This is a genomic window from Nocardia sp. NPDC050413 (assembly GCF_040655475.1).
GTDB lineage: Bacteria > Actinomycetota > Actinomycetes > Mycobacteriales > Mycobacteriaceae > Nocardia > Nocardia coubleae.
In genome coordinates this window covers 43,043-64,972 of the sequence record NZ_JBFAJZ010000016.1, presented here as the reverse complement: position 1 = coordinate 64,972, position 21,930 = coordinate 43,043, and the positions used below count along the sequence as shown (strand labels likewise).

At 70.0% G+C, this 21,930-nt stretch carries 19 protein-coding genes, 1 pseudogene and 1 riboswitch; of the genes and pseudogenes, 5 read left to right on the top strand and 15 right to left on the bottom strand.

Features of this window, described 5'->3' with window-relative positions:
- The first annotated feature begins 312 nt into the window (after positions 1-312).
- Positions 313-1,254, top strand: a complete 942-nt coding sequence (locus tag AB0I19_RS26885) for a methylenetetrahydrofolate reductase (protein WP_357152346.1) — start codon at positions 313-315, stop codon at positions 1,252-1,254.
- A gap of 33 nt (positions 1,255-1,287) precedes the next feature.
- Here the strand turns inward: AB0I19_RS26885 and AB0I19_RS26880 are convergent, their stop codons facing one another.
- From AB0I19_RS26880 to AB0I19_RS26835, 10 genes and pseudogenes are all read right to left on the bottom strand, one after another.
- Positions 1,288-1,872 carry a DUF2867 domain-containing protein gene (locus AB0I19_RS26880; protein WP_357152305.1) on the bottom strand — a complete coding sequence of 195 codons (585 nt, stop codon included), beginning with the start codon at positions 1,870-1,872 and terminating at the stop codon, positions 1,288-1,290.
- A gap of 98 nt (positions 1,873-1,970) precedes the next feature.
- Positions 1,971-3,122 (bottom strand): LLM class flavin-dependent oxidoreductase, encoded by a 1,152-nt coding sequence (locus AB0I19_RS26875; protein ID WP_357152302.1) that lies wholly within the window; start codon positions 3,120-3,122, stop codon positions 1,971-1,973.
- A complete protein-coding gene (locus tag AB0I19_RS26870) occupies positions 3,119-3,928 on the bottom strand; it encodes a DUF1684 domain-containing protein (protein ID WP_357152299.1) in 810 nt (269 codons plus the stop codon). The genes AB0I19_RS26875 and AB0I19_RS26870 overlap by 4 nt, the downstream gene beginning before the upstream one ends.
- On the bottom strand, positions 3,925-5,292 hold the full coding sequence (locus AB0I19_RS26865) for an NtaA/DmoA family FMN-dependent monooxygenase (protein ID WP_357152297.1): 1,368 nt from the start codon (positions 5,290-5,292) through the stop codon (positions 3,925-3,927). Before AB0I19_RS26865 ends, AB0I19_RS26870 begins: the two co-directional genes overlap by 4 nt.
- Before the next feature lie 215 nt (positions 5,293-5,507).
- Positions 5,508-6,689: pseudogene (locus tag AB0I19_RS26860) on the bottom strand (LLM class flavin-dependent oxidoreductase); the annotation flags it as partial.
- A complete protein-coding gene (locus tag AB0I19_RS26855) occupies positions 6,686-8,365 on the bottom strand; it encodes an ABC transporter ATP-binding protein (protein WP_357152294.1) in 1,680 nt (559 codons plus the stop codon). The pseudogene AB0I19_RS26860 and the gene AB0I19_RS26855, both read right to left, overlap by 4 nt.
- Positions 8,362-9,195 carry an ABC transporter permease gene (locus tag AB0I19_RS26850; RefSeq protein ID WP_357152343.1) on the bottom strand — a complete coding sequence of 278 codons (834 nt, stop codon included), beginning with the start codon at positions 9,193-9,195 and terminating at the stop codon, positions 8,362-8,364. Before AB0I19_RS26850 ends, AB0I19_RS26855 begins: the two co-directional genes overlap by 4 nt.
- Positions 9,196-9,762: 567 nt before the next feature.
- Positions 9,763-10,806 (bottom strand): ABC transporter permease, encoded by a 1,044-nt coding sequence (locus AB0I19_RS26845; RefSeq protein WP_357152340.1) that lies wholly within the window; start codon positions 10,804-10,806, stop codon positions 9,763-9,765.
- Between the two features lie 16 nt (positions 10,807-10,822).
- Complete coding sequence (locus AB0I19_RS26840; RefSeq protein WP_357152291.1) at positions 10,823-12,445, bottom strand: ABC transporter substrate-binding protein; 1,623 nt, start codon at positions 12,443-12,445, stop codon at positions 10,823-10,825.
- Positions 12,442-13,512 (bottom strand): LLM class flavin-dependent oxidoreductase, encoded by a 1,071-nt coding sequence (locus AB0I19_RS26835; protein WP_357152288.1) that lies wholly within the window; start codon positions 13,510-13,512, stop codon positions 12,442-12,444. Before AB0I19_RS26835 ends, AB0I19_RS26840 begins: the two co-directional genes overlap by 4 nt.
- Positions 13,513-13,518: 6 nt before the next feature.
- Positions 13,519-13,615: riboswitch (SAM riboswitch) on the bottom strand.
- Between the two features lie 258 nt (positions 13,616-13,873).
- Between AB0I19_RS26835 and AB0I19_RS26830 the strand changes: the two genes are divergently transcribed.
- Positions 13,874-14,581, top strand: a complete 708-nt coding sequence (locus AB0I19_RS26830) for a hypothetical protein (RefSeq protein WP_357152285.1) — start codon at positions 13,874-13,876, stop codon at positions 14,579-14,581.
- A gap of 84 nt (positions 14,582-14,665) precedes the next feature.
- Here the strand turns inward: AB0I19_RS26830 and AB0I19_RS26825 are convergent, their stop codons facing one another.
- The 5 genes from AB0I19_RS26825 to AB0I19_RS26805 form a co-directional block, all read right to left on the bottom strand.
- Complete coding sequence (locus AB0I19_RS26825; protein ID WP_357152282.1) at positions 14,666-15,838, bottom strand: glycosyltransferase family 2 protein; 1,173 nt, start codon at positions 15,836-15,838, stop codon at positions 14,666-14,668.
- 1 nt (position 15,839) lies between these two features.
- Complete coding sequence (locus AB0I19_RS26820) at positions 15,840-16,583, bottom strand: DUF3153 domain-containing protein (RefSeq protein ID WP_067497557.1); 744 nt, start codon at positions 16,581-16,583, stop codon at positions 15,840-15,842.
- Between the two features lie 97 nt (positions 16,584-16,680).
- Positions 16,681-17,502 (bottom strand): carotenoid biosynthesis protein, encoded by an 822-nt coding sequence (locus AB0I19_RS26815; RefSeq protein ID WP_357152279.1) that lies wholly within the window; start codon positions 17,500-17,502, stop codon positions 16,681-16,683.
- 163 nt (positions 17,503-17,665) lie between these two features.
- Positions 17,666-19,243: an NAD(P)/FAD-dependent oxidoreductase gene (locus AB0I19_RS26810; RefSeq protein WP_357152276.1), complete on the bottom strand. Its 1,578-nt coding sequence runs from the start codon at positions 19,241-19,243 to the stop codon at positions 17,666-17,668.
- Positions 19,240-19,875: an N-acetyltransferase gene (locus AB0I19_RS26805; protein WP_357152273.1), complete on the bottom strand. Its 636-nt coding sequence runs from the start codon at positions 19,873-19,875 to the stop codon at positions 19,240-19,242. Before AB0I19_RS26805 ends, AB0I19_RS26810 begins: the two co-directional genes overlap by 4 nt.
- 100 nt (positions 19,876-19,975) lie before the next feature.
- Between AB0I19_RS26805 and AB0I19_RS26800 the strand changes: the two genes are divergently transcribed.
- From AB0I19_RS26800 to mraZ, 3 genes are all read left to right on the top strand, one after another.
- The gene (locus tag AB0I19_RS26800; RefSeq protein ID WP_067497449.1) at positions 19,976-20,425 is read left to right on the top strand and encodes an SAV_6107 family HEPN domain-containing protein; all 450 of its coding nucleotides are present in this window, start codon (positions 19,976-19,978) and stop codon (positions 20,423-20,425) included.
- A gap of 125 nt (positions 20,426-20,550) precedes the next feature.
- Entirely contained in the window at positions 20,551-20,973 is a 423-nt protein-coding gene (locus AB0I19_RS26795; protein ID WP_357152270.1) for a DUF3040 domain-containing protein, read from the top strand.
- A gap of 429 nt (positions 20,974-21,402) precedes the next feature.
- The gene (gene mraZ / locus AB0I19_RS26790) at positions 21,403-21,834 is read left to right on the top strand and encodes a division/cell wall cluster transcriptional repressor MraZ (protein WP_067497455.1); all 432 of its coding nucleotides are present in this window, start codon (positions 21,403-21,405) and stop codon (positions 21,832-21,834) included.
- Positions 21,835-21,930 lie beyond the last annotated feature (96 nt).

Below are 21,930 nucleotides of genomic sequence, written 5' to 3'. Positions count from 1 at the left end.
TACGCGGGCCGCGCGGAGCGTCAGCGGGCGCACAGGGCCGCTGCGACCGATCCCACACCCGGCGTTTCCTCGGGCCCGGGGCTCTCCGGTCCATGTGTCCATCCGGCTTGACATTCTCCGCTCCGAACAGGGGATTTCCCCTCGGCGGGTGCCGCGGCCTGCGGGGTTGTGCCCGGCGGGGCCGTGCCGTGACCGGTATCGGAGTTCCCCGGTCGGCGCCGTGGGCCCGGAACGTCCCACTAGACTGAGCCGGTGACTTTCGACAGTGGACGGGGACGTTCGACCCCCGATCGGCCCGCCAAGCAGCAGTCGATCGTCTCGAACACGCCCTCGGTGGTGCAGAGTCTGCGCACCCATTCGGGCACGGGCGTGCCGTTTTCGGTCGAGTTCAACCCGCCCCGCGACGCGGCAGGCGAGGCCAGGCTGTGGCGCGCGGTGCGCGAGTTCGAACGCATGCACCCCGCCTTCGTGTCGATGACCTACGGCGCGGGTGGCTCCACCCGCGACCGCACGGTCCGCATCACCGGCGCCCTGGCGCAGGAGACCACCCTGCTGCCGGTCGCCCACCTGACCGCCGTCGGCCACAGCATCGCCGAACTGCGCTCGCTGGTCGGTTCCTACGCCGACTCCGGCATCTGCAACGTCCTCGTGCTGCGCGGCGACCCGCCCGGCGACCCGCTCGGTGAGTGGCGCAAGCACCCCGAGGGGGTCGAGTACGCCGAGGAACTCGTGCGCATCGTCCGCGATCTCGGCGACTTCCATGTGGGTGTCGCGTCGTTCCCTCAGGGCCACCACCGCTCACCCGACCTGGACCACGACACCCGTCACCTGTGCGCGAAACTGCGTGCGGGCGCGGAGTATTCGATCACCCAGATGTTCTTCGACGTCGAGCACTACCTGCGCCTGCGCGACCGCGTGATCGCCATGGACCCCGCCGAGGGCGCCAAGCCGATCATTCCCGAACTGATGCCCATCACCTCGCTGCGCACGGTCGCGCGCGCCGAAGAGTTGTCCGGCCGCCCGGTGCCCGCCGACATCGTCGCCCGCCTCACCCGCGCCGCGGGCACGGGCCCCGAGGAGGACCGCGCCGCCGTGCGCGCCGAAGGCATCCAGATCGCGACCGAGATGGCCCAGCGCCTCATCGACGAAGACGCGCCCTGCCTGCACTTCATCACCCTCAACTTCGCCAAGGCCACCAGCGAGGTCCTCACCAACCTCGGCTACGGCGTCACCGCCGCCCCGCTCAGCGCCTAGTCGGCAGCTGGACTAGCGGCTTTCCGCGCGTTGTCACCGCCTCGCGGCGGCGAGGGTCTGCCAGGTTCGTTCCCAGTTGCGGGTCATGGCCGGGTAGACGACGAGGTAGCGGAAGGGCTTGATGAGGGCCATGTAGAGGCGTCCGAGGCGGCCGTTGGGTTTGACCAGGACGGCCATCTGCAGGTGGTAGCCGGTGTCGTCGGGCACCCAGCCCAAGTGGGCGACGCCGTGCATGGTGCCGTTGGCGATTTCGGCCGCGTACTCGTTGTCGAGGACGTAGAGGCTGGTCAGCGGGCTGTCGCTGTCCTCGGGAGTCGGGGTGTCGCGCAGGTCGGCGGGCAGGCGGTCGCGCAGGGAGCCGACGCGGGTGCCGGTGCCCGCCGATTCGTCGTCCCAGCCGAAGATCTCGCCCAGTTTCCAGCGGATCTTGAACAGCATCCCGCTGATGCCCGAGCTCTCGGACGCCTTCTCCGCTTGGAGTGCCGCGAGGAAGGCGGGGAAATCGTCGGGGCCCGCGCCGGGAGTGCGGAACTGCCAGACGTCTTCGGTATCGAAGTCGGGCGCGATCTCATGGATGCGCCACGGCTGGGCGGAGTGTGCGGAGGCGGGAAGTCGCATGACATGACCTCGATCTGTACGGGGGCGTATAACAACTGAGGCTACCGCTGTTATACGCCCCCGTACAGCTCTGCTCGCCGTGCCGTCGCACACTTCGGCTACGCGGCCAGTGACCCCTGTAAACCCCATGCGCCGGCCAGCAACCGATGCGATTCGAGCCGGTCGGCGTGCGCGTGGGTGATGGTGGTGACCAGCAGCTCGTCGGCGTCGCTCACCCGGCGCAGGGCGTCGAGCCGTTCGACCACGGTGGCGGGTGAGCCGACGATCTGTGCGGCCAACCGGTCCTCGACCAGGCGGAACTGGTCGTCGGTGAGCGGTGCGGCGGTGGCTGGATCGAGGTACTCACCCGCGCCCGCTCCGCTGCGCACACTGTGCACCCAGTGCCCGTAGGTGCTCGCGTGCCTGCGGGCGGTGTCGTCGTCGGCGGCCACGACCACGTCGGCCGACACGATGACGTACGGCGCGGCGAGCACCCGCGACGGGCGGAATGCCGCCCGGTACGCCGCCACCGCGTCCAGCGCGGTCCCCGGTGCCACGTGGTAGGCCGCCGCGAACGGCAACCCGAGCCGGCCTGCCAGTTCCGCGCTCTCCCCGGCGGAACTGCCGAAGATCCACAGCTCGGTATCGATGCCCTCGCCCGGAACAGCGTGCAGCGCAACGCCATCGGAGGTGGTGTAGGTGCCGTCGAGCAGGGCTCTGATCTCGGCGACCTGGTCCGCGAAGTCCAGGGATCGCGCGCCGGGCTGCTGCAGCGCCTCCAGCGAGGCGAGGAATTTCGACCGATCGAGGACCCGTCGCGGGTCGAACGGTGGTGGCACGACCACCCCGTCACGCACCTGGGTGCGTCCGACGACCGCGTCGAGCACCGGCCGCCCGCCCTTCGCGGTGGTGGTCGCGGCGCCGTACTGGGTGCGCCGATGTCCGGACCGGCCGAGACCGAGATCGAGCCGACCCGGGTGCAGCGCGTCGACGGTGCCGAACGCCTCGACGATCGAGGCCGAGGTGTGCTGACCCACCTGCACCGCGCCCGTGCCGACCCGAATCCGGTCGGTGGCCGCCGCGACCAGACCGAGCAGCGTGAGCGAGGCGGAACTGGCCACCGACGCGAAATGGTGCTCGGCCAACCAGAACCGGTGATAACCCCACTGCTCGGCGTGCCTGGCCAGATCGATGCTGTTGCGCACCGCCGCCGCGGCGCTCGACCCCTCGCTGATCGGTGCCAGATCCAGGATCGAGAGCGGCACACTCATGATCTCGGATCCTGTTCTCCCGCTTCCACCGCCACCCGCAGCCGGTTCTCCCGCGGGGCCACCGGGCAGGTGGCGTAGTCGGTGAACGCGCACGGCAGGTTCACCGCCCGATTGAAGTCGAGGGTGACGGTGCCGTCGGCGGCCACCGCGCCGATCGCGAGCGAGCGCGCCGCCGGGTAGGTGGTGATCCCGCTGGTGGCGTCGGTGAACAGCACCTTCAGATCGTCCGGGGTGCCGAAGGCCAGCAACGCCTCATGGCTGTCACCGAGGCGGAACTCGATGATGCCCGCCGCCGGGTGGTGGTGTTCGAGCCCTTCGACCACCGCGCCGGTGGTGACGGTGCGTGGCTGCTCGAACGCGGTGAAGCGGCCGGTCACCACCCAGCGCGGGTCGGCCGGGTAGGCGGGCACGCCGGTGAACTCGACCAGGGTGGGTGCGGCCGGATCGTGCACGCGGACCGCGAATTGCCCGGAGCGCCGGATCACTTCGAGGACGCGCTCCTCGTTGAACACGCTTACTCCGGGCGCGCCCTCGCCGGGTTCGAGGATGCGGACTCCGGCGATCCGGTCGCCCTCCACATCGAGCCGGTCGGCGGGCTGGGCGGTGACGAACACCTTCTCGTCGGTGACCCACCAGGTACCTGGCACGCCGTCGAGGCGTTCGGGACGATCGGTGAGCCAGTGCAGTCCGGCGAGGCTGAGCCAGCCGAGCGGGTCGCGCAGCCCGTCCTCGCGGGCGTGGTGCCAGCGGGCCCAGTCGTCGGCGAAAGTGGTTGTGGTGTCGAGGTTGTCGATGGTGACGGTCATGACGCGCGGGCTCCTTCGGTGACGGTGCGGTGACGGGGATGGCGCAGACCGAGGTGGTCGCGCAGGGTCGTGCCGGTGTAGGTGGTGCGGAAACTGCCTCTGTTCTGCAGTTCCGGCACCACGGAGTCGACGAACTCGTCGAGTCCGCCGGGGGTCAGGTGGGGGACGAGGATGAATCCGTCGGCCGCGTCGGACTGCACGTAGTGGTCGATCTGCTCGGCCACCTGGGCGGCGGTGCCGACGAACTGCTGACGGGCGGTGACCTCGATGACGAGTTCCCGGATGCTGAGGTTGTCCGCCTCGGCGCGTTCACGCCACGCCTTGGCCACGGCCAGTGGGTCTTTCGCGTGCCTGACCCGGCCACGGGTGATCTCGGTGGCGGGGTCGGGTTCCACGTCGGGCAGCGGTCCGTCGGGGTCGTACGCGGAAAGCTCTCGGCCCCAGACCTGTTCGAGGAAGGCGATGGCGGTGGCCGGGCTCACCTGCTGGTAGCGGATGTGGCGGGCCCGCTCGTGCGCGTCGTCGGCGGTGTCACCGAGGACGAAGGTCGCGGCGGGGAAGACCAGTAGCTCATCGGGTGTGCGCCCGTATTTCGCGAGCCGCCCCTTGATGTCGGCGTAGAACCGCTGACCCGCCTCGAGGGTGCCGTGCGCGGTGAAGATGGCATCGGCCGTCTTCGCACCGAACTCACGCCCTTCGTCGGAATCGCCCGCCTGCAGCAACACCGGGTGACCCTGCGGTGCGGGTGGGACGACGAACGGCGCGCGGATGTCGAATTGCGTACTCCGGTAGGAGGTTTCGGGGACCTCGCGAGCGAACACACCGCGCTCACGGTCGACCACCAGGGTGTCGGCGGGCCAGCTGTCCCACAGCGCCCGCGCCGCCTCGACCACTTCGGCGGCGCGCTGATACCGGGCGCCGTGCTCGAGATAACCACCTCGCCGGAAGTTCTCGCCGGTGAACGCGTCGGAGGAGGTGACCACGTTCCAGGCCGCCCGGCCACCGGACAGGTGATCCAGGGCGGCGAACTGCTTGGCCAGTTCGAACGGTTCGTTGTAGGTGCTGTTGATGGTGCCCGCCAGTCCGAGCCGTTCGGTGACCGCCGCCACGGCGTTGAGCACGGTGAACGTGTCGGGACGGCCCACCACGTCGAGGTCGTGGATCCGGCCGCGATGCTCACGCAGCCGCAGCCCCTCGGCCAGGAAGAAGAAGTCGAACAGGCCGCGTTCGGCGGTGCGGGCCAGGTGCTCGAACGAGGCGACCTCGACCTGCGATTTCGAGGCCGGGTCGGCCCAGACGGTGGTGTTGTTCACGCCGGGAAAGTGCGCGGCGAGATGGATCTGTTTGCGCGGTTTCGAGGTCACAGCGCTGCTCCTGCGGCGTATCGGCTGATGGGGCGGGGGAGACCGAGGCGGTCGCGAAAGGTGGGGTCACGGCGGTGTGCCGAAGAGGCGGAGTCCGCAGGGGTGGCCTCCCGTGCGTCTGCTGCCGCGGTATCGACCGATCGGGAGCCGTCCGTCTCAGTTCGCGCACCGTTCGGTGTGGGGGGTCGGCGGTTGGCGGTGAGAACCGTCAAGGTGGCATGGACAGCCAACGGTTGCAGCACCACACCGTCGGCAGCCCCGGACCGCACGATCTCGGTGAGCAGATCGTCGAGGGTCGCGGCTGTGCCCACGTGCCGCAGCCCACCGCTTCCCGCGACATCCCCGGCCGAGCGATCCGTCTCCCTGCCGAGCGCGTTCCGGATGCGACCGGCCGTGCTCGTCCGATCGACTCCGCCGTGTGCGTCTTCGGGCGGGTTCGCGTGATCCGGCGCGGCGGTGGCCTGCGGCCGGTCCAGCTGGTGTCGTTCACTCCCGGGCGCGGATGACGGCCCTGCGTGCTGTGGCGACTCCGCCCAGCGGTCGAGTTCGTCGATGTCGGCGTGTGCAGCCGCGACCGAATCGGCCAGGTGCACAGGTAGATCCAGCAGCACCCGAACCGCGTCCGGGTCCCGTCCGGCGTTCGCCAGTGCGGCCCGCAGGGCGGACCGGTGGGCGGCGGCGGTGGCGAGGTCGGGTGCGGCGATGCGGATGAGGTCGGCGCGGTGGACGGCGATCTCGGTCGAGGACGGGTCGGCACGCACCGTGACGATCGGCTGACCCTGGGGTGAGCGCGGGGTGATCGCCGGGCCCTTCACCGAGAAGTTGTCACCCTCGAAGTCGATGTAGTGCAGGCGGTCGCGGTCGATGAACCGGCCGGTCGGCACATCGCGGATCTCGGCGTCGTCCTCCCAGCTGTCCCACAGCCGCGTCACCACCTCCACCGCTTCGTCGGCCTCGTGCCAGAGCGAGGCCGTGTCCTGAATCTTCTTGCGGCCGAACGCGGCTGCCTCCGTCTCGCCGGTGGACACGGTGACTTCCCAGCCCGCACGACCGAGACTCGCGAAGTCGAGCGCGGCGATCGCCTTGGACACGTGGAAGGGCTCGGTGTGGGTCACCGGCACCTGCGGGACCAGGCCGATGCGGCGGGTCAGCGGGGCGGTGCGGGCGGCGACGGCCACCGCGTCGAGCCGCCCCCGCACCACCTCGGGCCCGCCTTCTTGGAGGGCGAACGAGTCGGGCAGGAACACCGCGTCGAACCCGAGTGTCTCGGCGGCGGTGACCACCTCGGTCCAGTAGTTCGCCGTGAACAGGTCTTCGGCGCGGGAATCGGGACGCCGCCAGGACGCGGGGTGGGTTCCGGTGCCCGGTGTCTCGATGCCGAGGAACAGCGCGCTCATCGGGTCTCCTTTCCGTCGATGTCGAAGTCCGGTGCGGGGATGGCCGCGAGCAGTTCCCGCGTGTAGGGGTTCTGCGGGGCGGTGAACAGCGACGCGGTCGGGCCGGTTTCGACGATGCGCCCGTGCCGCATCACCGCCACCCGGTCGCTGATGCGCCGCACCACGGCCAGGTCGTGGGAGATGAACAGGTAACCCAGGTCCAGTTCGGCTTGCAGGCCGTCGAGCAGGTCGAGGATCTGGGCTTGCACCGAGGCGTCGAGTGCGGACACCGGTTCGTCGAGGACGAGCAGGTCGGGCCGCAGGGCCAGCGCGCGGGCGATCGCGACCCGTTGCCGTTGTCCGCCGGACAGTTCGGCGGGTTTGCGCCGGGTGAAATCCGTGGGCAGCGCCACCTGGTCGAGCAACTCACGCACCCGCTGGGGGCGGTCGCCGATGCCGAAGGCGCGCAACGGTTCGGCGATGATGTCGCCCACGTTCCAGCGCGGGTCGAGGGAGGAATACGGGTTCTGGTACACCACCTGGAACCGTCTGCGCAACGCGCGCAGGCGTTTCCGGCGAGCGCCGGTGAGATCGTGACCGTCGAAGGTCACCGTCCCGCTGTCGGCGTCGGTGAGCCGCAGGGCGATGCGCGCGGTGGTCGATTTGCCGGAACCGGATTCGCCGACCAGTGCGAGGGTTTCGCCTCGGTCCAGCGAGAATTCGACATTGTCGACCGCGGTGATACCCGCCTGGTGAAAGCGTTTGTGCAGCGCGTGTACCGACAGCAACGGTGTGGCCGCCCTGGCCCGGACCGGCCGGAAAGGCGTGGGGGCCAGCGCGGGCGAGGCCGCGAGCAGACGCCGGGTGTAGGGGTGTGCCGGGTGGGCGAGAACCTGCGCGATCGGCCCGGATTCCACGACCTCACCACCTTCCAGCACCACGAGCCGGTCGGCCCGTTCGGCGGCCACGGCCAGATCGTGGGTGATGAGCAGCACCGCGGTCCCACGTGCGGCGATTCGTTCCGCCAACCGGTCGAGGACCTGGCGGGCCACGGTGGCGTCCAGTGCGCTGGTCGGTTCGTCGGCGATGATCAGGTCCGGACCGCAGGCCAGCGCGATCGCGATCAGTACTCGCTGTCGCTGCCCACCGGACAGTTCGTGCGGGTACTGGCGCGCGCGTTGTTCGGGCCGGTCCAGCCCCACTTCCTCGAGCAGATCCAGGGTCCGCAGCCGTGCGGTGCGCTTGTCGGCGAGGTGGTGCACGAGCAGGGCCTCCGCCACCTGGTCGCCCACGCGCAGAACGGGATTCAGGGACAAGCCGGGATCCTGCGGAACGAAGCCCACACGTCGTCCGCGCAACCGCCGCAGCGACTTCTCGTCAGCGGGATCCACATGCTCGCCCCCGAATTCGACACGGCCGGAATCGATGCGGGCGTTGTCACCGAGCAGGCCGATCACCGCATGGGCCAAGGTCGACTTCCCCGAACCGGATTCGCCGACGAGCGCGACGACTTCACCCGCACCCACCTCGATGGACGCACCGCGCAGCGCGGCCACGGGACCTGCTCCCGAGCGGTAGGAGACGCGCAGGTCGTCGACCCGCAGCAGCGTCGCCCCGTCGTCCGAGACGGGCACTGTCGACGGCGAGATATCCGCCGCCGAACCGGACGTAGTGGGAGTCACGGCCGACTCGTTCATCGCTGATCGCTCCTTCCGGCGAATCGGCCCACCCGCTGGGCGGCCAGCACCACGGCGACGATGACGAGGCCGGGCAGGGTGGTGAGCCACCAGGCGGCGGCGAGGAAGTTGCGGCCTTCCGAAATCAGCGAACCCCATTCGGGCGTAGGCGGTTTGGTGCCGTAACCGAGGAAACTCAGCGACGAGACCGCGAGCACCGCCATCCCGAACTCGACGGCGGCCAAGGCCAGCACCGGCTGGACCGAGTTGGGCAGCACATGTCGTAGCAGGACCGCGTACCAGCGCACGCCCGACGCGTGCGCCGCCTCGACGTAGGGCGCGTGCCGCACCCGCAGCACCTCCGAACGCATCACCCTGGCGAAGTTCGCGATCAGCGAGATACCCACGGCGAGAGCGACATTGCGCGTGCCGAAGCCCAGCGCGGTCACCAGCGCCAAGGCCATCAGCAGCGACGGGATCGACAGCAGCACGTCTACCACCCGCATGATCGCGGTATCGACGATCCCACCCGCCGCCCCCGACAGCAGCCCGAGCAGCGAACCGACCACCAGCGCGATCCCGACCGCGGTGAGGGTGGCGGTGAGGGACAACCCCGCACCGTGCACCATTCGCGTGTACAGGTCGCGACCGAGATTGTCGGTGCCGAACCAGTGCGCCGCACTCGGCGCCTGGAACTTCTCGCCGGGCACCCCGGTCAACGGATCACCCGGCGCGAACACCGACGGCACCACCGCCCACCCGACCGCGATCACCAGCACGACAGCGGACAGCGCGAGTCCGAGGTGCCCGCGAATCCACCCGCCGATCACCGCCCCACGACGGCTGATCACCGCCCCACGACGGCTGATCACCGCCCCACGACGGCTGATCACCGCCCCACGACGGCCGATCAGCGCCCCACGACGGCCGATCGGCGCGGCAGGGCGGTCGGTCTGCCTGCCACGGCGGCCGATCCGCGCGCCACGCCGGTCGGCCTGAGCGGCACGGAGCTCGGTCTGCGTGCGAGGCCGGTCGGCCTGAGCGCTACGGGGCTCGGTCTGCGTGCCAAGGGGGTCGGTTTGCGCCCCACGGTGACCGATCTCGGCGCCACGGTGACTGGTTCCAGCGCCGGCGTGGGTGATGTCGGTGCCACGGTTGGCGTTGTCATCCCCACGGCGGATGTCGCCGTCCCCATCGCGGGCGATGCCGACATTCTTCGCGTGCGGCTGGGTGACCGGCTGGGCCGGTGGATCGGCGGATTGCCCGTCACGCTGTCGGTCGGCGCGCTGCAGTATCGACATCGTCACTCCCTTCGCCCGCCGTGCGGGGCAGATCGCGGCGAACCGCTCGAGCTTTCAGCTGCCGCTACGAGGCCGCAGGTGCGCCGCGCGGCACCGTGACGACCGTGTCCGCGGAGGTCAGACATCGCGGGCCACCTTCGTGTCGGTGACGTTCGGAAGGGCGCGAGCGGCAGGCGCGGATACCGGCTCAACGATGGACGGCGCGTCGGCCGCCTTCGCGACCCGACCGGCGCCGGTGATCCGCGGATCGAGCAGCGGGTACAGCAGGTCGACGGCCAGATTCACGACGACGAAGATCAGCGCCGACAACAGCACCACCCCCTGCACGACGGGGATGTCCTGATTGAGCACCGAGGTCTGGGTGAGCCGCCCGACGCCCGCCCGGGCGAACACCGACTCCACCACCACCGAACCGGCCAGCATGGTGCCCACCAGCACTCCGGCGATGGTGAACGCGGGCACGCTCGCCAACCGCGCCACGTGCCTGCGCTGCACCCACCAGCGCGAAGCGCCCTTGGCCAGCGCCACCTCGGTGAACGGCTGGCGCCACATCTGGGTGAGCCCGGCGGCGAGCACCTGCGCGATCACCGCGCCGATCGGGAGGGCGAGGGTCAGCGCGGGCAGGATCGTGCCGCGCAACCCCGTGCCGCCGAAAGCCGGGAACCAGCGCAGCTGAAACGAGAACAGCTGCAACAACAACAGCCCGGTCCAGAAGGTCGGCACCGAAACACCCAGCGGCGGAAGCGCACTCAAGGCGTTGCGCAGCCACGGCCGACGCGTGTAGGTGGCGGCGAACGCCAGGGCAGTTCCACCGATCACGGCGAAAAACAATGCGAGCGATGCCAATTCGAGCGTAGCGGGCAGCGCGTCACCGAGCGCCTCGGTGACCGGCTGTCCGGTGTTGACCGAGCGGCCGAGATCGCCGGTGACGGCATTGCCGAGCGCGGTGACGTACTGCTCCCACAGCGGTTTGTCCAACCCGTAGCGGGCCTGCAGCTCCGCGATCGCCGCCTTGTCGACGGGGGTGCCGGAACCGGAACTGTCGGCCGCCATCGAGACCGGGTCGGCGGGCAGCAGGTACAGCACGACGAACGACACCGTGAACGCCGCCCACAGCACCCAGATCGCCTGCAGTACTCGCGAACCCACGTACCGCACGATGGGTCGCCGGATCAGCTCAGTCATCGCCGTGACCGCTCAGCCAGGTGTCGAAGAACTGCAGTCGCGCCGAGGCCTCGAACTTCAGGTCCTGGGTGTGGGCGGCGGCACCGATCGCCTGCGACAACTCGATCGTGGGCACGTAGAGCCCGTTGTCGAGGATCTCCCGCTGCGCGGTGGCGATGAGCGCCGCCCGCGCCGCCGGATCGTTGGTGGCCAGCTGCTGATCGAGGGCGGTGTCGAGAGCCGGAACCGGCCCGCGCACCGACAGATTGCGGCCGGTGAGGGCGAACGAGGTGCGCAGGATGTCACCGTCGGCACGGGTGGAGTTGCCGTAGACGGCGTCGTAGTCCTTGCTGTTCTGCCGGGCCGTCTGCTCCGAGAACGACACCAGGTCGAGCCGCAGATCCACCCCGACCTGCCGCAACTGCTGCTGCACCAGTTCCAGAATCGCCTGGTTGCCTGCGAATACCTGACTGAAGGTCACCCCGAAGCTCAGGCGCTCACCGCCCTTCACCCGGATACCGTCGGCGCCGGGCAGCCAGCCCGCCTGATCCAGAATCGTCTTCGCCTTCGCGGGGTCGTAGCCGAGCCGGGCCGAGAGGTCGGTATAGGCCGGGGTCGACGCGGCCAGCACCGAGGTGGCGGGTTCGAACTGTGGGCTCAGGACCGTATCGATCAGCTGACGCCGATCCAGCGCGGGCAGCAATGCCTGCCGCACCGCCGGATCACGCAGCGGCCCACGCGTCACATTGGGGTGGAAACCGAAGACCAGGCCCGGGTTCGACGTCGAGAGCACCCGTCCGCCGACCGCCTCGATCTGCGGCGCGTCCTGCGGCAGGGCATCACTGATCGCGTCGAGCTGACCGGAAGCCAGACTGCCCGTACGCACCCCCGACTCCGGCACGACGGTGAACTCGATCCGGTCCAGATAGGCCTCACCCTCGTGGGCGAAAACCTGCGAGCCCCAGTGGTATCCGGCGCGCTTGGCCAACGTCACCGAGACGTCCTGCTTGTACTCGGCATAGGTGAACGGTCCGCTGCCGATGTTGTCGCCCGCGCAGCGCGCCTCCGCCGGCTTCGCGTTGGTCGACGGGGCGAGGATGCCCAGCTGCGAGGTCGAGGACGCCTGCAGGAACTGCGCGTTCGGCGCACTGAATTCGACCCGGGCCGTGAGCTTGTCGACCACGGTGGTGCCGACGTAGTTGGCCAGGTAGCTCACGCCGAGCGGCGCTTTGGCCCCACCGAGCCGGACCACGGCGTCGAAGGTGTCGCGCACCGATTCGGCGGTGAGCGGCGTGCCGTCGCTGAAGGTGACCCCGTCGGTGAGGGTGAAGGTGAAGACCTTCGCATCGGGGCTGACCTCCCAGCTGCGTGCCAGCCACGGGGTGATCGCCCCGGTCGCCGGATCCTGATCGGTGAGCGAGTCCACGATCTGCCGGGTCACGTAGATGGTCTGATTGCTCCCGGCCTGGGCGGGATCCGAGCACGACGGTGCCTGCGAGAGCCCGTAGCGCAGGGTGCCACCGGGTTGTGGGGGACCGGCTTGTCCGCCGCCGACGGTGTCACCGCCGCCGCAGGCGACGACCGTCGCGGTGGCGGCGAGAACACCGGCGAACGCGGCGATGCGATGTCGAATCACGAAACAACTCCAGCGAATTCACGGCCTGCGGCCAGGGGACGGCTCGGGATGCGGCGGCGCAACTCCGGCGCCACCTCGGCCTGGAACAGTTCGAGACTGTCCAGGTAGTCGGACTCGGCTCGGCCCTCACGATCGGCGGACAGGTGGATCACCTCGTGCCCGAACTGCTCGTGGTACCGGCCGACCTTGTCGATCACCTGCTCCGGGCTGCCGACCAGGGCGGAGGAACGGGTGAGGAAATCCTCGAGGGTCTCGAAGACCACCGGGTTGCCCACCTGCCGCTGCAACGCGGTGCGGGCCTCGTAGAGCGGGCGATACACCTCGACGGCCTCCTGGGAGGTCCGCGCCACGTGCAGACCGGCCGTACCCGCACCGACCAGAGCGTCGGCGGGGTCGCGCCCGTAGTCCACCCAGCGCTGCCGGTAATGGCGGATCAGCTCGGCGTACGGCTCGATCGGGTGCGTTACGTTCGCCGAGAACACCGGATCACCGTGGCGCGCGGCCAGTTCCACCGATTCCCGGCTCGTCGCGCTGCCATGCCAGATCCGCAGCTTCGGCTGCAACGGGCGCGGCAAGGCTCGTGCGTCGGTGAGCGGCGGCCGGAACCGGCCCGACCACGTCACTTCGTCGCGGTCCCACAGCGCGCGCAGCAGTTCGTATCCTTCGCGGTTGCGGTCCCACTGATCCTCGGTCGTCACGTGGTAGAGCTGCGCCTGGGCGGTGCCGTTGCCCTTGCCGATGATCAGCTCGAGCCGCCCGTCGGACAGGTTGTCGAGTGTGGCGTAGTCCTCGAAGGCGCGCACCGGGTCGAGCAGGCTCAAGGTGGTGACCGCGGTGAACAGGGTGATCCGCGAGGTGACCGCCGCCAGGTGGCTGAGCACCACCGGGGGAGCGGCGGACAGGAACGGGTCTTCGTGCCGTTCGCCGACCGCGAACCCGTCGAAGCCCAATTCCTCGGCGCGCCTGGCCTGTTCGACAACCTCACGGAAGCGGTCACGGGTGCTCGGCACGACACCGGTCACCGGATCGGGAACCCGGGTGATCAACGTCATGAGCAGGAATTTCATCGATCTCCTCCATCGAACCCGGCAGAAGCACCCACACCCGGACAGACCGGGCGGGTTGCTGCGACGTCGTAGAGCCAGGTCTCTCAGTCGCTCTGGATGGTGCGCCCGCTGCCGAAGCGTCGAGCCGGATCAGCATGTGGCACAGCTGTGATGGCGCACAACGGTAGAAATCAGCGTGAGCGCAGCGGTTGGAATCGGGTACGGGTGCGGGCACAATCGCCGACGTCGGGCCCGGTCGACCCACCCCAGGACCCCACTGTGGCGGTACACGACGCGCCGAATGCTCGGTCACTTCACCTGCGCGGATTCATCGGCTCGCCGGAGTAATCTCGGCCTTCTCAGCGTCGATGAGGAGTTCGCCGTGACTGTTGCGCGTCGTCTGACCACACTGGCCTCGCTGACGGCCTGCGCCGCCGCCGTGCTGCTTGCCGCCCCCGTCGCCGCCGATCCACCGGTGCGGCCCGCCGTCACCCGCGACGCTCCCGCCACACCCGCCGCGGGCCCCGGCGACCTCCTCGCCGCCTATCAGACGGTCGTCGAAACCCTCGAGACCCTCGGCATCCAGCCCTTCCTGTACCCGACGGTCGCCGCGAACTGTTCCGGTGACGGTCTCGGCCTGGTCCCGGCCGTCGCGGGTGCGGTTCCCGGCCCGTGGCCGACGAACACCCTCCCGATTCCGGGACTCGACCTCACGGCCGTGAAATCAGGCCAGACGCTGTTCACCTTCCTCCCGTACGGCCTGGCACCGGACACGGCCGCCACCAAGACTTCCGGTATGCAGGTGGCCTGGCTCAATATCAGCACCGGGCGCGGCGGGATGGCCTCGATGGGGACGATCGCCGACATCGTCCGGGCGATGGTGCCGCCCGAGGTTCCCGCCGAACTCCGGCCGCTAGCCGAGAACGTCATCCGCGATTTCCTGCGCACCGCCATCCCCGTCGGCGGTGTGCGCGCGGTCCCGGTCGACACCGGGAAGGGCACCGTCCTCGCCGCCGTCTTCGGTACCACCGACAACGCGGGTCGCTCGTGCTTCTTCTTCCCGACCGTCGGCATCACCGAGGTCGCCTGATCCGGTTTCCGCGAGGGCGGACCGTCGACAGCGCACGTCTTCCGGTGGACCCACCGAGCGGCGTGGAGTACCTGACCGCGTGGGTCAGCCGTGACGAGCGAGCGGCGTTTCCGGTGCGACGAGGGGACGCTGCTTCCAGCGCAGCCGCCCGGTGCGATGCAGGCGGTGCGAGCGAGCCCACAGGGTGAGGTAGTAGCCGACGGACACCGGATGGGCCAGTGCCGAGCCGAGGTCGGCGCCGGTGGGTGGGCGCCGGGTTTCGACGGTTCGCGCCGCGAGCCGACCGGTGACGGCGGCGAGATAGCCGAGCAGACCCGCCCGGCGCACCCGGCCACGACCGACGAGAACCGCCAGCGGCGGAACCCAATAGGCAAGGGCGGCAAGGACACCGATGGCCGCGCCGGTGTCGACCCGGCCGCCGTAGGCCGACCACAACCAGCGGGTGTAGCCACCGGCGAGATCGTCGGCGCCGGTGTACATGCGGGTGCGGGCGGCAGGCCCGGCGGTGACGAGCGCGGTCCGATGACCCGCCCGGCGCAGCGCCCGCGCGAGATCGAGATCCTCGGTGGCACTGGCCGCCACACCGGCGTGACCGCCACCCGCCCGGTACGCCGCGGCGTCGACGGCGAGGAACTGCCCGCACGCCACCGCCGTCGACGGCCGCAAGCTGTGATTGGCCGGACCCACCGGGAGCGTCGACGCCCACGACCAGGCCAGCAGCGGCTGAACCAGCTGCTCGGCGACCGAACCCGAATCCTGCGTCGGCCACGCCGACACCAGACCCGCGCCGCGCTTGCGCAATTCGGTCACCGCGGCGGCGATCGCCTGCGGTTGGAGGCGCACATCGGCATCGACGAAGACCAGTGCCGCCGCATCGGTCCTGGCGGCCAGCCGCGCACAGGCGGCGGCCTTCCCGGTCCATCCCGGCGCCGGGTGGGCGGCCGAGCGGAGCACGGTGAATCGTTCGTCGCCGCCGATCGCGGCGAGCGCGGCCTCGTAGGTGCCGTCGGTGGAGGCGTCGTCGAGGATCAGCACTCGCAGCCGCGGTACCCCGGTCTGGGCGCGCAGGTCGGCGATGAGGTCGGGCAGCCGCTGGGCTTCGTCACGGGCGGGCACGCACACGGTGACCGGTTCGATCACCCCCGACACCTGCCGGGGCAGGGTGCGCAGGGTGGCGAGGTTGTAGGCGGCGGTGCCGGCGCCGAGCACGGCGAGACCGGTGCCCGCCCAGGTCAGGTAGCGTCCCGCCGCGCCCATGTCAGCGGCCCAGCCTGCGCTGGGTGATCTCGCGCCACATCTCCGACGGCGAGAAGTTGGGGCGCGGCGCGTTCGGCGGGCGCGGGTTGCGATCGCGGTAGGCGAGACCGGCGATCATCGCGGCCACGGCCAGGGTGATGCCGCCCATGATGCCCGCCCAGCCGGCGAACGAACGGGTATTGGGGTCGGCGTATTTGACCTCGGCACGCAGGGTCGAGGACTCACCGGCGGGCAGCTTCCACGACACGGTGTTGTCGCCCTCGCGGGTGCCGTTGGTCTTGGCGACACGCGACGGGAACGCGATGGAGAACTGCACGTCCGAGCCGTGCGGCGGCACCGACTCGAGGTCGACGCGACCGGTGAGGCTCACCAGGTCGCCGTTGCGTTTGAACTCGAGGGTGAACATGCCCTGGGTCTGATCCGACAGGCTGCCGAGCTGGCTGACCTCACCGAAGGTCAGGTCGTCGAAGAACACCTGGGTGCCGACGTAACCGTCCTGGTTGTACGGGTCGACGCGCACCTTCGCGGCCAGCGATTCGGGCGCCTTCAGCTGCGGGCCCTTGTCGTCGGGGCCCTGCGGGGCCACGGCGGCGACGATCCGTCCCGATACCCGGTCGTTGGACGACACCCCCATCGACACCTGCACCCGCAGGCATCCGGTCAGCGCGGGCACCAGCAGGGCCAGCAGAACGGCGACCGCCGCGACGCGCCGGGCGGGCCCGGAACGGCGCGAGGGGGAAGGCATGTCGGCGACGAGACTCGGCTGCACGGTTGACATCGTGCCAGGCTCGGGCCGCAGAACCCACACGACGGGCCCAACCACCTCCCGCCACCCGCCGCGATCAGGGATTTCGCCACCGTGCGGCAGCCTGGCGAGTCAACGGGATTCCGAGCAGTCCCATCCCGGCGAAACCCCAGGCCGCCGATGCGGGAAGGCCGAGGAACACCGCGTGCGCGAGGGCCGAGCCGAGCCAGGTCCACGCGAACACCGCGACCGGCACCGCCACCGACGGATCGTGGGCGCGGGGGAGCAGCAGGTCGAGTGCGGTGAGCAGCGCCGCCATCACCGACGCGACGAGCATCCAGCCCAGATAGTTGGTGTAGGGGATCTGCGCCAGCCCCGGCAGACCTGCGTCGGTGACCGCCCACGTCCACTGCCCGTCGGCGACCATCTGCGGATCGAGAAACAGATCCCATCCCACCGCCCCGACAACAAGCAGTGCGGCACGTTTGACGCGGGCTCGCGCGGTGACCCTGTCCGCCCCGGCGGCTCCCGCTCCGAGGCCACCGGTGCTTGCCGCATCGATCCCGGCGAGCAGGCCCGCGACGACCCAGATCGGATACAGCCCGCCGGTCCATGCCAGCGGCACCACCAGCGGCACTTCCGCGAGCGCGGGCCCGAGCCGATCCGCCGCGTACACGTAGGCACCGTAGGGCACCCCCGTCGCCGTCCCCACGATCTCGGACCCGAGTCCTATCCCGGAGACGATGACGAAAAACCCTGCTGCCCAACGCCACCCACGAGTAGTTACCGCATGCAGCAGCGCGGTCGACACCGACAACACCACCACGGCCACCGTGACCCGATCCCGCGCCACGCCCGCACTCAACGGATAGGCGATCTGTACGAGCACCAGCGCCACCGCCGCGAACGCTGGGATCATGCGCTGACGACGGACACCAACCCATTCCTGGGCAGTGGCTGCGATTCGGCCGAGCGTGCGGTTGGTAGTCACGACCTCTGCCGATCGGTCTCGGTGTCACACGGCGGCGATTCGCGGGCGTCCCGGGGACGGCTGCTCCACGGGGCACGCGGATCGGGCGCTGTCATCGCCTGCGCGACAAGGGGAATCGGCGGGTGCGTCGGTCGCCGAGTACCAGGTGGGCGGCACTGCGTCCGCTGGCTCCTGACACCCCGCCACCCGGGTGGGTGGACGCGCCCGTGAGGTACAGGCCTGGCGCGCCGGGCACCCGCTGACCCGACAGCTCCGGCAGCGGCCGCCACAGCATCATCTGGTCCAGCGACATCTCCACGTGCATCACATTGCCGCCGCGCAGGCCCATCTCCCGTTCCAGGTCGACCGGGGTCTGGACGAAACGGCGCAGCACCGAATCGGCGAATCCCGGTGCGTACCTGTCGACTTCGGCGATGATCCGGTCGGCCTCGCGATCGGCGTGCGCCGACCAGTCACTCCTGTCGGCCAGCTCGTAGGGATGCCACTGCGCCCACAGCGACAGCTGGTGTTCACCGGGTGGGGCGATGGTCGGGTCGAGCGCGCTGAAACTCATCGCCAGCACCACCGGCCGTGGCGGCAGTGCACCGGCTGAGGCCGCGCCGTGCGCCGCCCGTAACTGCCTGCGGTCCGACACGAGGAACTGCAGGCCGTGCGCGGACTCCGCAGCCGATGCGCCGGGGTAGGACGGCAGTCGGTCGGTGGCCAGGCGGACCACCATGCCGATGCCGGGACCGACCCGGATGCGGCGCTGCCAGTCGTCGAGCACCGCCTCGTCGAAACCGCCCGCGCGCAACAGGTCGAGGGTGGCGAGGATGTGCGAGCCCGCTATCACGGTGTCGGCGCGCAGCTCACGCCCCGATTCCGTGCGCACCTGCCACCCGCGCCCCGACCGCCGCAGCTCCGTGACGGCATCACCGGTGTGGACTTCACCGCCGTCGGCACGCAGCCGCGCGATCAGCGCCGCGCTGAGCGCCCCACTTCCCCCCACGGCCCGCCCCGGCGGCAAGGTGTGCATGAGCGCGGCGAAACCGGCCATCGGCGCGGTCCCCGGTTCCGACATCGGCGGACCCGACTGCGCACCGAACCACGCCAGCGACGCCTTGAGCCGTTCGTCGTCGAACCAGTAGTCCAGCAGCGCGTCGCCGGTCTGCAGAAATTCCCGCGACAGCGCCGACCCGCCGTCGCGCGCGTCCAGCCCCCAGAACGCGCGAACCAGCCTCCCCGGCGTCGGCGGACCACCGAACGCCCGCATCACCCGCGCGCTTCGCTCACCCCACACCGCGACGAAACGGCGGTAGGCCTCGGCGTCTTTCGCCCCGCACGCCGCCGCGATCGACGCGCAGGTGGCGTCGAGATCGCGATGGAAGACGATCGGTGGGCGCACACCGTCGGACGGCGTGAATCCCCACGGATCACAGTCGAGATAGCGCAACCCGAACCGCTCGAGCTCGAGTTCCTCGATGATCCCGGTGTGCCGGACCATGATGTGCGCCGAGGAACCGCGATCCACAAGGTGGCCGGGGAACCGTTCCACCGTCGACACCGCCCCGCCGGGCACCGTGTCCCGCTCGAGCACCTGGACCCGCTGCCCGGCCCGCGCCAGGTAGCAGGCGGCGACCAGCGCGTTGTGCCCCGATCCGACGACGACCGTTGTCTCGCTCCGGCTCACGCCCGTTCGCCCGCCGGTGGCATCGGCAGCCTGCGGCCGAGGATCGCGAACGGCCGGGTATCACCCGCGAAGACGAAATTGCGGATCACATCGGTGAATCCCGCCCGCCGGTACAACCGCCACGCTCGGTTGTCCTCCTCGGGAACCTCCGGCGTCGACAGCAGCACCGCCGCCTCGGGACGGTCGGCGAGCAACCGCTCGAGCAGCGTCGCCCCGATCCCGCGACCCTGCGCGGCCGGGTGCACGTGCAGTTCGGTGAGCTCGAAGTAGTCGGCGAGCAGCTCGCGCGCGGCCGCCTCCGGCCAGCCGCACCGACGCATCCCGGTGTGTACCTGCTGATGCCACCACTGCCGTGGTGCGCCGCTGTATCCGTAGGCGATGGCGAGCAGCGGGGCGGTGCGCAGGTCGACCGCGCCCGCGTCGTCGGGCAGCACGGCGGCCACCGCCCGCCAGCCCGCCCGGGTGGTGTGCTCGTTCCACATCGGGGCCCGGTGATGTTCGGTGCCGCGCGGATAGTCCATCGCGGCCACATACACCGAGAGGGCGTCGTGCAGGCGGGCCCGCAGGGCGGCGACGCTCAGGTCGACGACCACAGGTGCTGGAGTGTGGTGATTGGGCTTGACGGCTGTCATCGCTCTCGTCGGAACTTGTCGGTGGGTGTCCCTATATTCAATCTCAATTCAAACGTTCGAATGGTTGTTCGATCTGTGCGAGGGGCGAAAGGGGCAGCAGATGCCTGGTCACAACGATGGTCGAGCGCACGCGGGCCACGACGGCCGCGCCGGCGGGCTGCTACGACAGGCCGATGCGCTGCTCACCGACTCGGCCTGGGAGCACGAGCCGGGGGAACGGTTCCGCACCGCCTATCTGGCCGCGCTGCGTGGCGCGGGTGCGATGATCGCGCTCACCGGCGCCGACCGCGCGCCGCGGGCCCGTTCGCGCAGCGCCTGGGTATTACTGAGACGCGCAACGCCGGAGTTCGCGATGTGGGCCGACTACTTCGAGGCGCACTCGCCGCTGCGGGCCGCCCTGGAGGCCGGATTGGACCGCACGATCACCGACACACAAGCCGACGAGTTCTGTTCGCGGGTGGGCGCGTTCCTCTACGACGTCGACGATGCGCTGGTCGCCGCCGCCAAGACACGCCCGCAGCCGAGTCGCGACCGGGACATGACCGCTTAGTTATCACCGAGTAGGTGGTACGGCCTCGATCGAACTCGTATCATGGGGAGCAGATAGCCGCCAAGGTCGGCTACCCGTCGCCTACCCGGAGGCGACCAGCCACGCCTAGTGCCGGGGGAGGTACCGTGCCACTCTCCGAGCACGAGCAGCGCATGCTCGAACAGATCGAGAGCGCTCTCTATGCTGAGGACCCGAAGTTCGCCTCGTCCGTCCGCGGCGGACGACTTCGCTCCACGTCGAGTCGACGTAGGCTCCAAGCTGCGGCGTTGTTCGCCGTCGGCCTGTTCCTGCTCGTCGCCGGCATCGCCGCCCCGTTCAAGCCGGGCGGGTTCCCGATCATCAGTCTCGTGGGCTTCATCGCCATGTTCGGCGCGGGTGTCCTCCTGATGATCGGCAGCTCGCGTCGGCCGGGTGCGGCAGACGCCCCCGGTGAACCGTCGGCGGGCGCGAGCCCGTCGGGCGGGCGCGGCGGCCAGCGGCCGCGCAAGTCGGGCGGCTTCTCGGAGCGGATGGAAGATCGATTCCGCCGCAGATTCGAGCAGGAGTAGCCCTGCTCCGACCGTGAGGTCGAGCACAACGGCATAGCAAGCGGTGTCGCACCCGGTCGCGGGTGCGGCACCGCTTTCGCATGCCCTTGTCCGGGTCGGCGCGGATCGCGCGCGCAGGGCGGTTCCCCCACCTTCCCCACCATCCCCCACCAGGGCAGTCTCGTACGCCGTCGAACGACAGGTCCGCCGGTGGCACCTGGGAAGTTTGCTGAACGTTGTCGGAACCGGGGATTGCCGACCCGCGCGGGTTGTCCTAACACGCGATAATCCCGAATCTCATTGATAGCTGACATGACCTGCGGAATTGTGTTGGCGGGGAGCAGGATCACCCAGGGTTTCGATTGAAAGTGGGGGAAAGTGGGGTAATGTGGGTCGCGCACTACAGGAGAGGCCGTACGGCCAGGTGATCCAGTAGGGAGGTGGCCGGGAATGTTTCTCGGTACCTACACCCCCCGATTGGACGACAAAGGGCGACTGACGTTGCCTGCGAAGTTCCGAGACGATCTGGCGGGAGGGTTGATGGTCACGAAGGGTCAAGACCACAGCCTTGCCGTGTATCCGAAAGAAGAGTTCACCGCGCTCGCCCGGCGGGCCGCGGCGGCGTCTCGAAGCAACCCGCAGGCAAGGGCTTTCGTCCGGGCACTGGCGGCCGGAACCGACGAGCAGCGTCCGGACGCGCAGGGCCGGATCACGTTGTCGCCGGACCACAAACGCTATGCCGGACTCACTCGGGATTGCGTGGTCATCGGTTCGGTCGACTTCCTCGAGATATGGGACAAGCAGGCGTGGGAGTCCTACCTCGCCGAGCACGAGGAGGACTACGCGCAAGCCAGAGACGAGTCGCTGGGCGGGATCTTCTGACCCCGCAGCACGCGAGTGCTGCGAGGCCTCTGCCCGGGCGTGGACCCTGACGTACTTCCCCGACGCCAGGTGCCGCGCCCCGGTCAGAGACCTCGA

What these genes read in the sequence shown, in the direction of transcription:
- AB0I19_RS26880 (WP_357152305.1), bottom strand. Translation starts at nt 1,872, where the DNA reads ATGCGACTTCCCGCCTCCGCACACTCCGCCCAGCCGTGGCGCATCCAT.
- AB0I19_RS26875 (WP_357152302.1), bottom strand. Translation starts at nt 3,122, where the DNA reads ATGAGTGTGCCGCTCTCGATCCTGGATCTGGCACCGATCAGCGAGGGG.
- AB0I19_RS26870 (WP_357152299.1), bottom strand. Translation starts at nt 3,928, where the DNA reads ATGACCGTCACCATCGACAACCTCGACACCACAACCACTTTCGCCGAC.
- AB0I19_RS26855 (WP_357152294.1), bottom strand. Translation starts at nt 8,365, where the DNA reads ATGAACGAGTCGGCCGTGACTCCCACTACGTCCGGTTCGGCGGCGGAT.
- AB0I19_RS26835 (WP_357152288.1), bottom strand. Translation starts at nt 13,512, where the DNA reads ATGAAATTCCTGCTCATGACGTTGATCACCCGGGTTCCCGATCCGGTG.
- AB0I19_RS26825 (WP_357152282.1), bottom strand. Translation starts at nt 15,838, where the DNA reads ATGGGCGCGGCGGGACGCTACCTGACCTGGGCGGGCACCGGTCTCGCC.
- AB0I19_RS26820 (WP_067497557.1), bottom strand. Translation starts at nt 16,583, where the DNA reads ATGCCTTCCCCCTCGCGCCGTTCCGGGCCCGCCCGGCGCGTCGCGGCG.
- AB0I19_RS26815 (WP_357152279.1), bottom strand. Translation starts at nt 17,502, where the DNA reads ATGATCCCAGCGTTCGCGGCGGTGGCGCTGGTGCTCGTACAGATCGCC.
- AB0I19_RS26805 (WP_357152273.1), bottom strand. Translation starts at nt 19,875, where the DNA reads ATGACAGCCGTCAAGCCCAATCACCACACTCCAGCACCTGTGGTCGTC.
- AB0I19_RS26800 (WP_067497449.1), top strand. Translation starts at nt 19,976, where the DNA reads ATGCCTGGTCACAACGATGGTCGAGCGCACGCGGGCCACGACGGCCGC.
- mraZ (WP_067497455.1), top strand. Translation starts at nt 21,403, where the DNA reads ATGTTTCTCGGTACCTACACCCCCCGATTGGACGACAAAGGGCGACTG.